General features: G+C 57.4%; 9 protein-coding genes and 1 pseudogene. 9 read left to right on the plus strand and 1 reads right to left on the minus strand.

Features of this window, described 5'->3' with window-relative positions; genetic code table 11:
- From ACYBHZ_RS01220 to ACYBHZ_RS01260, 9 genes are all read left to right on the plus strand, one after another.
- On the plus strand, positions 1-1,059 hold the full coding sequence (locus ACYBHZ_RS01220) for an IS110 family RNA-guided transposase (protein ID WP_460272359.1): 1,059 nt from the start codon (positions 1-3) through the stop codon (positions 1,057-1,059).
- Between the two features lie 487 nt (positions 1,060-1,546).
- Complete coding sequence (locus tag ACYBHZ_RS01225) at positions 1,547-2,377, plus strand: protein NO VEIN domain-containing protein (RefSeq protein WP_460272360.1); 831 nt, start codon at positions 1,547-1,549, stop codon at positions 2,375-2,377.
- Positions 2,374-3,423: a hypothetical protein gene (locus ACYBHZ_RS01230; RefSeq protein WP_460272361.1), complete on the plus strand. Its 1,050-nt coding sequence runs from the start codon at positions 2,374-2,376 to the stop codon at positions 3,421-3,423. Before ACYBHZ_RS01225 ends, ACYBHZ_RS01230 begins: the two co-directional genes overlap by 4 nt.
- 8 nt (positions 3,424-3,431) lie before the next feature.
- On the plus strand, positions 3,432-3,644 hold the full coding sequence (locus ACYBHZ_RS01235; RefSeq protein WP_141244456.1) for a hypothetical protein: 213 nt from the start codon (positions 3,432-3,434) through the stop codon (positions 3,642-3,644).
- A gap of 80 nt (positions 3,645-3,724) precedes the next feature.
- Complete coding sequence (locus ACYBHZ_RS01240) at positions 3,725-3,961, plus strand: helix-turn-helix domain-containing protein (protein ID WP_460272362.1); 237 nt, start codon at positions 3,725-3,727, stop codon at positions 3,959-3,961.
- A gap of 183 nt (positions 3,962-4,144) precedes the next feature.
- Positions 4,145-4,948 (plus strand): TnsA endonuclease N-terminal domain-containing protein, encoded by an 804-nt coding sequence (locus tag ACYBHZ_RS01245; protein WP_460272363.1) that lies wholly within the window; start codon positions 4,145-4,147, stop codon positions 4,946-4,948.
- Positions 4,945-7,098: a Mu transposase C-terminal domain-containing protein gene (locus ACYBHZ_RS01250; protein WP_460272364.1), complete on the plus strand. Its 2,154-nt coding sequence runs from the start codon at positions 4,945-4,947 to the stop codon at positions 7,096-7,098. Before ACYBHZ_RS01245 ends, ACYBHZ_RS01250 begins: the two co-directional genes overlap by 4 nt.
- Positions 7,095-8,051 carry an ATP-binding protein gene (locus ACYBHZ_RS01255; RefSeq protein WP_460272365.1) on the plus strand — a complete coding sequence of 319 codons (957 nt, stop codon included), beginning with the start codon at positions 7,095-7,097 and terminating at the stop codon, positions 8,049-8,051. The genes ACYBHZ_RS01250 and ACYBHZ_RS01255 overlap by 4 nt, the downstream gene beginning before the upstream one ends.
- A gap of 2 nt (positions 8,052-8,053) precedes the next feature.
- A complete protein-coding gene (locus ACYBHZ_RS01260; RefSeq protein ID WP_460272366.1) occupies positions 8,054-9,865 on the plus strand; it encodes a TniQ family protein in 1,812 nt (603 codons plus the stop codon).
- A gap of 835 nt (positions 9,866-10,700) precedes the next feature.
- On the opposite strand, the pseudogene ACYBHZ_RS01265 reads toward ACYBHZ_RS01260, so the two are convergent.
- Positions 10,701-11,219 (minus strand): annotated as a pseudogene (locus ACYBHZ_RS01265) (IS21 family transposase); the annotation flags it as partial.
- Between the last annotated feature and the right edge of the window lie 122 nt (positions 11,220-11,341).

Raw genomic sequence — 11,341 nt, forward strand, 5'->3', positions numbered from 1 at the left:
ATGGAGAAGAAGACCTTCGATCAGCTGATGTCCATCGGGATCGACATTGGCAAGGATACATTCCACCTCGTCGGGTTTGACCGGGATGGCCAATTGGTGTTGCGCAAGCAGATCAAGCGATTGGCGTTGGTTGCGACATTCGAGAAGCTGCCACGATGCGTCGTCGGGATGGAGGCTTGCCTGAGCGCCCATTTCGTCAGTCGGACCCTGCGCCAGCTTGGTTTCGAGCCGCGCATCATCCCCGCGATTTATGTGAAGCCTTTCATCAAGGGGCAGAAGAACGACTACAATGATGCAGAGGCCATCGCAGAAGCGGCGCTGCGCCCGAACTTGCCGATCGTGCCGGAGAAGAGCCAAGACCAGCTCGACCTGCAGGCCCTTCACCGGGTGCGCTCGCGTCTGGTGTCGCGCCGGACCGCGACCATCAACCAGATCCGCGCCTTCCTGATCGAGCAAGGCATCACGGTGCGCAAAGGGCTTCGGGCTTTGAAGAACTCCTTCAAGGTGATCCTCGAGGAGCGCAAAGACGAGATATCGCCGCGCATGCGGGCCATCCTGATCGGCTTGTATGGCGATTGGCTCTGGCTGGATGATCGGATCGACGCGGTCTCGAAAGAGATCGAGCAGATCAGCCGCACCGAGGAGAATTGCATCAACGTCATGACCATTCCCGGTATTGGACCGATGATCTCGACGGCCATGGTTGCCGCGATTGGCACGGGAGAAGCATTTGGTCGTGGACGGGATTTCGCCGCATGGGTCGGCCTGGTTCCCAGACAATACAGCACGGGCGGGCGAACGGTGCTCGGCCGCATTTCCAAACGTGGCAGTCGATACCTGAGGATGCTCTTCGTTCAGGCTGCCAAGGTCATCCTCATGCGGGCCAATCGATGGCCTGACTTCAGCTTTGGTGATTGGCTGACCCGGGCATCGGAAAGAATGAACAGGAACAAGCTGGCCGTGGCGCTGGCAAACAAACTTGCTCGCATGGCATGGAGTATCCTCAGACATAGAACCGCATTCGACGCACCGAGAGACGAGGTCACTGCCGGCATCTGAGCCGGGGTGACCCAAAGGAGTTCGCGACATATCGAAAGCATGGAACGGAACAAATACGCCCCCAGAATCTGACGGCCCTAACGGTCATGATGGACCTTGCCGCTAATTAGATCACGGCGCGTGCGTAACCCCAACAAGGCCACGACCCGCGTGTCGATTAACAGGCCGGATACATATGAGCGACTTCCGAGATCATGCCAGAAATCATTTGCGAACAGCAGCCGGTACATACAAAAGGGCCGGACGCGTTGCTCACCACGCGAGCAGCGCCCCCGCATGCCGCGTCTGTTTCCTGCCGCGCAGCGGTCGCATCAACCATAGTGCCAACCTCCGATTTTGCCGCCTGTTTGAAATGCGATAGGGCGAAGCGAAGATCGTTCGAGATCCTCCAATGTTATGTGAAGCTTTGGCCATCATTCGATCAGCCACACCTACCGCTGCAGGGATGACCAATGACAATCCCTTTGGCACAGCCTAATCTAGCCACATGAATGCCTCTAATTGGTCCGACACAGAGAACGACGCGGTCGTGGCATCTTATTTCGAGATGCTCAGTGATGAACTCTCGGGACGAAGCTACAACAAGGCGGCGGAGAACCGTGTGCTACAAGAGCAGACGGGGCGGAACCGCGGCTCGATCGAGTTCAAGCTCTGCAATGTCTCGGCCGCGTTTGTCGGGCTGGGCCTACCGATCATCAAGGGCTACCGTCCGCGGTTCAATTTTCAGATATCGCTCGCAGAGGCGGCCTCGCGTTGGTTGGCGCGTCATCCTGAGTGGGAACTTGCCCTTCACCGTAAGGAAGCAGCCGCGCTGGCAGAGCCACCATCGCTCTTCGTCGGGGCGGCACCTACACTGCGAAATGCACCGCCACCTGCAGAGTTGGAACAGATGCAGCGGGTCGCGCGGCACTTTGATGTTGCAGGACGCGACGAGCGCAATCGGGCTTTGGGGCATGCGGGCGAAGAGCGTGTCTTCCATCACGAGCGCCAGATGCTCAAACAGCATGATCGGGACGACCTGGCCCAGCGTGTTCGCTGGGTCTCAAAGGAGGATGGCGACGGCGCAGGCTATGATATCGCGAGCTTTACCCCGGAGGGGCGCGAACGTCTGATCGAGGTAAAGACGACCAATGGATGGGAGCGCACACCATTTCATATCTCACGGAACGAGCTGGAGGTCGCCGCCGAGCGCCGCGACGACTGGTATCTGTTCCGTCTCTACGATTTCGCACGCGCCCCTCAGGCCTTTGAGCTGAGGCCGCCGCTTGACGCGCATGTCACACTTACCGCCACCAACTTCCAGGCCAGTTTTCAATGACGCAAAGCCACCGCATATTCGCTCGCACGATCGGTATTGATTATTCGGGCGCTGAGACCGCCGAGGCTAGCCTGAAGGGCTTGAGGGTCTATGAAACCTTCGGCGACAGCGAGGCGTGCGAAGTCTTGCCTCCACCGGGTCCCAAGAAATACTGGACCAGAAGAGGGCTGGCGGAGTGGCTACAGCAAGAGCTTGATGGTGCTCGTCCGACGATCGTCGGCATCGATCACGCTTTCTCTTTCCCAATGCGCTACTTCGAACGCCATGGATTGGAGCCGGATTGGCCAACCTTTCTCGACGATTTCTGCCAGCATTGGCCCACCGATCAACCTTACACCTATGTCGATTTCGTGCGGCACGGGAATGTCGGTAATGGTGGCGCCAGAACAGGTGAACGGCGCTGGCGCCGACTGACGGAAGAAGCGACCGGTTCGGCCAAATCGGTGTTCCACTTCGATGTGCAGGGCTCTGTCGCCAAGTCGACCCATGCTGGCATTCCTTGGCTGAAGCACATCCGGGCTGCGCGCCCCGAGTTACACTTATGGCCCTTCGATGGATGGACCCCGACTGCGGGCACGTCAGTGATCGCCGAGACCTACCCGAGGCTTTGGAGCTCCGCTTACCCCAAGGATGATCGAAGCCCGGACCAGCATGATGCCTATGTGATCGCACGCTGGCTACAGGAGGCTGATCAGCGCGGCGAGATCATTAATGCGCTGACGGCTCCGGAGCCTGAGCCGATTGCGGCTACGGGGCTAGTCGAGGGGTGGATTTTGGGAGCATCTTGGCCGCCACAGAAGACCAAGAGCGCACCACGCAAGAAGCGCACCGCTTCCGAGGGCAAAACGACAGAGCCTGGCTTCATTAATCGCAACCTGCAGGAGGTCGTGACGCGCACCGACCTGCCGGGAAACGACCACAATCAGGTCACCTATATCTTGAGGTGCCAAAGCTGCGACCATCGGTACGGGGCAAACGGGTCTGATATTTTCCAGCGCCGTTGCCCCGTTTGTGGAGCCGGACGCCCAGGTCTCCCGATCAGCTAGGTGGCATCATGGCTTACGCGCAGCATGGCGGGCTGGGCGACAACAGCGCAAATGTCCGCGACCACCTTCTCGACATGAAGCGGTCAATGTCACGCCTGGTCGGTGGTGCTCGATTTTTCATCGAATGTCGCGGATCGGCCAAGCAAGTTCTTCTTTCACCCTGTCGACATGTTAAATGTCAAAATGACTTTAGACATCCCATTGAAAACAAACAGGAATGATTCGCTCCCCCAGTTGACTTGCGAATCGCGAACCCACATGATTCGGGCATCCGTCAATTAGAATTGCCCAAGGTTCGCACATGAAAATCCACGGCGCAGCCGAGATCATCAAATGTCGTCTGCGGATAGAGGCAGGCTTTACGATCAAAGAACTTGCGGCCCATCTCGGGCGCAATCCTTCTACGATCAGCCTGGTCATTGGCGGTCACCGGAAGAGCCTTCCGGTCATAACTGAAATCGCGCGCCTGCTTGGCGAGGACCCCGAGGAACTGGCTTCGCTTCTCACCCAACCCGAAGGAGAAGCCTCAATGACCTAAACCATCGATCTCGATGAAAGAACAAAGGCCCCGCAGCGCGAAGCGTGCAGAGCCCTTGGTAGGTTTAAGCACCTCTTTCATCCCACCACACCAGCGAAAAGTCAACAGGCACGCGTGAGCGGCTTGCTCCTGCGTGTCCTCGCAATCCGGTGCCGAACGGCCCGGAAACAGGGATGCTTTGCCATGAATATGCCAATCGAACGCAGTCTATACGCCCCGGTCACGCCGGTAGGTCGCGACCTATCCGGGATGCCTGAAGCCTTCCGCAGGGCCTATGGCCCCACAGAAGCGTTTCCCGATGATCTAACGGGGGAAGTCATTCGCGAAGATTGCCCCGTGCTTGCTTACCGCGGTCAGCGTCGGATCAATCCAAGGTCGCGATCTTCATGCAGAATCTTCGCCGTGTATCCCGACCTTGAGACCGGCTTCCCACGTATCTATGGCATGGACAGTGGAATTGAACACGGCAACTTGGTGGTCACGTTGATCGATCCGAGAGTTCGCCAAGTCCATGAGCAATTCGGTCCGGTGAAGTTTCGCAAGCCGGACGGCACTAAGGGCAGGCATTATTTCGACCTGCTGATCACCTACAAGACCGGACGCAGAGTTGCAGTTGCTGTCAAACCAACGTCTCGCCTGGCATCCGGTCGCTTTCTAGCCGAGCTGGAACAGATTAAGCGTGCCGTGGTACCGGACTTGGTGGACGAAGTCCGCTTGGTTACAGAGCAGTGCTTTTCACGCACTGAAGCCATGAATGCGGCGACCTATCTGCGGTTCTGTCTATGCCCGGATGCTGAGGCGGACGCTCGCCTCGAAGAGACGGTGGCAAAACTCGACGGGGAGCTGACCATCGCTGATCTGATTATCCTCAGTCGTACCGGCTCACGGGGTTTCCGTGCTGTGTACCGTGCCATCTTTGAACAGCGCTTGGGCTTGACTAGCAGCGGAAGCATCAACCTCCACTCGATCGTTCGGAGGCCGCAATGACAATCCGGATGAACTTCGATAGGGTCACACGCTACTATATCAACTCGGTCCCATATTTTTTCGAAGAAGCAGACGATCAATACGCGTTTTTCCGACGAGATGACGGATCGGCCGCGGTCGAGCGTTTTACCTGGCCGACGTTGCATGAGATCGTGCAGCAACCAGAGTGGGACTACGAGAAGCTGTCCAAAAGCGTGGACGAGGCGAAATCCCAGCCGGACCTTTATGCGTGCTTGCAGACGTTATCGAAAGCGAACCAAACACTCGTTTCCAACCGATGGTGTTTCTTCTGTGGAATCGACCGAAGATACATGGAAGGCGGTCTTATCCTGAAACCGCGTTCGGTTGCAGAACACTATCCTCAAATTAAGGCTTACGCGGCTGAGGAGTGGAAAGCTTTTCATGAGATTTATGGCAGCAAGTACTTCAGTTCCACCAGCAATGGCTTTGGCTTCGATGCATCCCCAACTAGCATTTTGAGGTGGTACCGCGCGGTTAAAAAATCTGGAGGCCGGATGGATGCTCTTATCGATCGGCGCGGTAAGGCCTCAAAGCTCGACATTGATCAGGATAGTTACCTCTTCATTCAGCAGCACCTGAGAGAGTATCTGCTGAACCAGCGTCATACGGGGCGTGAGGTTGTTGAGAACACGATTCGCGCGGTGAGGTGCGAAAACGAGCGTCGTGGCGCCGCCGGACTCCCCCTTCTGCAGACACGAGGCAAGACCGCACTCTGGGAATGGCTACGACGGTTCGATCGCTTGGAGGTCGACGCTGGTCGCGAGGGCAGCGCGATCGCGAAGCGTAGATATCTCGGGGTTGGAAAGACCGACCTTCCCAGCCGACCGGGTCAGGGCTTCCTGGTCGACGAATGGGAAATCGATGCGCGCACAATCATTTTAAATGGGCCAATGCGTGAAGGCCTTGATCAAAAAACCATCGACAAGCTTCCGCGGGGGCGCCGCTGGCTTTACGTTGTCATAGATGTGGCCACCAGGTACATCGTCGGTCTGGTGGTTGCATCGTCGCAAAATTCTGCATCGGCCATTCGCGCGCTGGAAATGGCGACACGTGACAAAGCAGACCTTGCCGCAGCTGCGGAAACCCAATCCAGCTGGAAAGGCTTTCCCTTTGAGAGCGTTGCAAGCGATACAGGATCAGCATTCAGAGCTGGCCCGACGACGCGCGCGGTCACCGAATCTCACGCGACGTATTCGTATCCAAACGTGGGAGAGCCGCAGTTGCGTGGCACCATAGAACGTGTGTTTCGCACCTTCACGCATCGGGCAATGCCATACATCCCGGGACGGACTTTCTCTAACCCGAAAGAGCGTGGTGACTATCAGACAGAGGAGGCTGCCGTCCTGACCGACGATCAATTGGCATTGATCTTCATCCGATATGTCGTCGACGTTTATCACAACACGCTTCATCTGGGTCTCTTCCAAGAGACGCCTGCGGCGGCATTAGAGCGGCTCAGCGGCACTGTCGGAATTCCCCCTCAGTTGCCGCGTTCCATGCGCCGGAGGGCTTTCGGAATATGTCTAGAGCGCCAGGTAACAGCCAAAGGAATCTCGGTGACCGGGATCGCCTACAATTCTCGCGCACTCCAGGTGTTACGACGCCGACCTCAGAACACGAAGGTCACGCTTTATCTGGACCCCAACGACCTTGGCACGATCAGCGTCTGGACCGGAAAGGAATGGCTCGAGGTAGAATGCAGTGTCGAGAATTTTCACGGGGTGAAACTCGACGAATGGGTTGCCGTCGGGCGGATTCTGCGGCGTCGTTACGCTGGGCAGGCGGCCCTTGCCGCCGACACCATATGGGACGCGCTTCAGGCAATGCGCTCTCGGGCGAATGAAGCCATGCGGATCATGGGGGTGCTGCCGCAACAGACCACCGCAGAAGACGTGGAGCGCCTGGAAAAGGAGCTCTACCTCGGGCTCTCGGTCATCGAAAACGAGGGGCCGGACTTGGAGGGGCTGGAACGCTCCACTGACGGGATCGGCTACATCATAGGCGATCCTGACGTCGGACAAAGTGATGCACCATCGGTCGAAGCTCTTTCTCCCTCTACTGATGTTCCTGACGATGACGGAGATCCGGACGAAGACACCACCTGGTGGCAGGAAGGAGGTGATCTATGACACTCGCCCTTCAGCCGAGCGACGTCGATCGCAGTGTCCAGGCACTGCGCCGCGACATCTTCATCGAAAATGCTGACGCGAAACGCATCGCGTGTCAGATAGAAGGTTCTCTTCGGGAGTTCCTTGCAGCGAAAGAGCTTGGACACCCTTTCGACGCCAGAGGCGTCGTTGTTCTGGGCCGGAGCGGGACCGGCAAAACCAAGAGCGTCCTGCATGCGCTCGAAACCCTCGGTCTACACAGAACGGCCGTAGGTCATTCTCCGCGCGGCCATGTTTTCGTTCCGCTCCGGGACGATGTGACCCTTCGCAAGCTCCGCATGCTGATTTCATTGGAATATGGTTGGACGCCAAAGGCTCGCGATTCCGCCGAGGACATATGGCAATACGTTGCCGCCTACATCGAGAGGTTACAGACGCAAGTTCTGGTCTTGGACGAAATCCAACATGTGCGTGCCGCAGGCGCCAAGGACCGCCAGTCCATGCGAGACGCATTGAAATCACTGGTGCAGCCTCAGAAAGGACAGGTCATCCCCATCCTGATCGGCACCCCGGAGTTCGCGGAAATCCTCAACTCGGACCAGCAGTTCAAGCGCCGTTACAGTGTTGTGCACATGACTGATCTCGATCCCGGCATCGATGCGTCTCGGGCAATAAAGGTTCTGGCGCGCTATTGTCGGGGGATGGGGCTAGAGCTCGGCAAAAGCGTGAAGACACGGGACTTTGCCGAGAGATTGCTTCACGCCTCCTATTACGCCTTCGGCGAGCTTTGTGAAATCTGCATCTTGGCTCTGAAAGCGGCTTTGGTCGCTCGCGACAAGGTGTTGGAGATCGAGCATTTCCGGTCCACCCATGCGCAACGCTTCGATTGCCTGGCAGAGATGAATCCGTTCATCGCTGAAGATTTCGTCAGCATACCCACAGATGTCAGCTTGGACGGGCGAAGGGGGCTGTGAACGTGCAATTACAACAGGTTTCTGCGCTCCCCGTCGCCTTGGCCGCCAAGGAGGGCGAGCCAGCATTCTCGACCCTGTCGCGTAACGCTTCGGCAAACGCTTCAAGGTCCACTGCCGAGTTTTGCACTGCAATGGGGGTCGGCAAGGCGGCGATCTGTGCTGGTGATCCGCAACAACTTAAAGCGTTGGCGGCGCTCACCGGCTCATCCGGCACAGACATGATCCTAAACAGTCCCCACAAGATCAGTGAGAAATACACTGAGCTTCATGGGCATCGTTTTCTGAGCCGGTCCATCCGCAAACACGATCTTGCCATCTGCCCCATTTGCTGGCGGGAGGATCTGTCGTTGGCCGATGGCCACTTGGACGGCTGCGCGGTCCGTTGGGAATGGTTGCCCCGCTTCATGAGTTGTTGCAGTCGCCATAAAATCGCACTGATTGAGCTACCTTACGCAGATTACACGACCTGCTATGACCATGTGCTTCGTGCTGAACTGGCGGAAGGATGGCTACATAGCCTGGAGGAGCGAGTTCAGCAGCAAGCCTTGTCGGTCTTTGAAAGCGTGGCTCTCGAGCGGCTTGAGCAGAACACCCAGATGGTGGACTGGTTGCCTGATATCCAGATCGACACCCTGGAACGTTGGTGCCTGGGACTGGGCGCGTTTATCGCCGAAGGCACCTTACGCCCCGATGCATCACCGCTCGCAACGCGGCGCGAACTTATCGATCTGGGCTTCTCGGTCACCCGTGCTGGGCACGCGAAGCTGCTTGATGAGGTCGATCAAGCGCTCGGACGGCATTCGACGCGGCTCAGCAAGACATGGTTTCACGGTTGGGCGCTGCAGGCCTCGATGCAGGACGAGCGGCGGGCGTTTCGCGACATCATGTTCGGCCTTATCAAGGATCAAGGCGACTACTGCCTATTGTCCAGACACCAGTACGCCCCGCCCGAAGTGCAGGTTGATGCGTGCATCAAGAAGATCGCCGAGACCACGGACCGATCCCGCAAATGGGTCAGGCGCACCTTGATCCTTGATGACCTTTTGCCCAACGGAAGAGTTCCGGTCGGCCTTGATGTCAGGGTACGCCTCAAAGCGTGCACCATGCACATAAAAGCGCTGGCCGAGAGCTTCGGGGCAGAGCAGGGCGCAAACTTTTTAGGTGTCGGCATCACGTTGTTCGAAGGCCTCGTCTCTGAAAGGGTGATTACACCGATTACGACCAAAGCCTTCAAGAAACCGCGTTTCAGCGCTGATATGCTGGATGATCTCCTCAACCGAATGAAAGCTCGTGCGATCCTCCAACCCGATCATGCCATCCGCAAAGATATGATCAGCCTCTCGCATGCATCATTTGTGCTGCGGTGCCCAGCAGGCCACATTCTGCGCTTTCTTGAGGCGGGCGAGCTGCCCGGTTCCTACATCAAGACAACCGAGATCGGACTCGCTGGGCTGAGAATTAGTCATAAAGAGCTGCTCGCTGCGATACGCCGTCAACAGCGTGCCGATTTGACACTGGAGGAGGTGCGTAAGCGTTTGGCCCTGAGCAGCCGAGAACTTCGTCAAGTGGTTGCAGCTGGGTTGCTCCATGTAGATCGTCGGCGACCCAATGGGCTTCGAAACGCCGCGGAGTTCATAACCTGCGACGATTACGAGGCCTTCCTGGAGAGGTTCCAAACGCCAAAGACTGCTGCCCAATACCTCGGGCGAACGCCCAGAGAAGTGACGGCGCTGGTCATAGCTTCGCAGCTTAGCCCCGTGATTTCAGGAAGCGATGCACGGGTGTACGACCGGGAGAACATTCTAAGCCTCTAAACTTCAAAGGCTTTCGCGGGCACTACTAGGTTGGTCCCGTGCTCATCAGGTCAAGAGACCTGTCCGCCTTATCCAACGTGAATACAAGTGAAATCTCGCCCTGTCGCTTCCGCGGCAGGGCGAAGGCATTTCTGGTAGTACGATAGGGCGAGGTGCCGTGCTCGGCTGCGCGAGGCACCCTGTCAGGGGACTTTGATCCACGTTTGCGCCCAGTCAGTGTTATTCGGGCAAGACTGCGATCTGAGCCACAGTTTCATGGGCTTTGAGGAGCCATAGCGCGGAGGTTCCAGTCTTCCCCGGAAAAAGCTCCAAGTTGGTTGTGAGGCCCAAATAGAAAAAGATTCTGGATCAATCACTTGAGAACGTGTCAGATTCCAATCTTAACCGAACATCACACCCAGACCAAAGAAACAAGGCCCGACGGAGCAATCCCGCCGGAAAGTGCCCCTGTTTTATGCCCCTGTGCCTTCTACGGGTGCCGAGGGTGTCGGGCTGCTTATCTGTAGCGGGCCATGTTAACGGGCCCCTAGAGTATCTCGTGAACGCCCCCGTTCGCCGCGAAGTCCCGCTCATCCATCAGGTTCTCCCCCCGCGTCCCGATCTCCAGATGCTCGGGTTTTAGACACAGACGGTTATTGCACCGATGCCGCACCACGTCGTCATAGCTCGCCGCATACCGGTTCAGGATGCAGTAGATAAAGCGGTAGGCATGCAATTGCTTTCCAAGGAACCTGCCCCGCCGAGCATCACGGGTCTCGCTCTCGATACAGCCGGTCACCGCCGGGTTGACGTTCCTGTTTGCGCCACACGATTAGACCAATGGCGGACAATTCCCGCTGTCGTATATCCCCCGCGCAAGCTCCGCCGAAGCACGCGAACGCCTTGTCGTGGGCGGTGAACACCATGCGCGCGGATCGGCGCGGACATACGGCATTCGGCTGTAACACAGACGCATACAGGCAACATTCACCGTCGCGGTAACCCCATCGATCAAGACATCTCATAGCTCCAATCGACCTGATAAGCCTCGCCGGGATCGAAGCGCCCTGCCAAAGGCACGCTTCCAGCGTGACGGTACATTGGCTGCAGCCGAGGCTTCTCTCATCGCTGTCGATCAACGGGTCGCATAACGCCGAACGGCATCATAGCTGCCATCATAGCCACGGTTGTACAACTCTTCGTAAATCCGAACCGGCGTCAGACGTTGCCGCTTGGGCTGCGGGTCATTCTCCGCCAGCATCTCATCCAGATCGGACCGCCACGGATCGACCTTCGTCCGGGGTTGGGTGGATCGGTCATAGCTGAACTCGGTTGCCCCGGACCGGACCATTTTGCGCCCGTTGTTCGGGGAAACGCCCGTCTAAAGCGTTTCTACTTAAACCTGAATCAGGGTTTGAGCAGAAACGCGGAGCAACGTCCAACCGGAGCGAGCGTTTCGACTTTATGTGATAGATCAAGTTAAAGTCGAAACGCTTT

The sequence above is a fragment of the Celeribacter sp. ULVN23_4 genome, assembly GCF_054788345.1.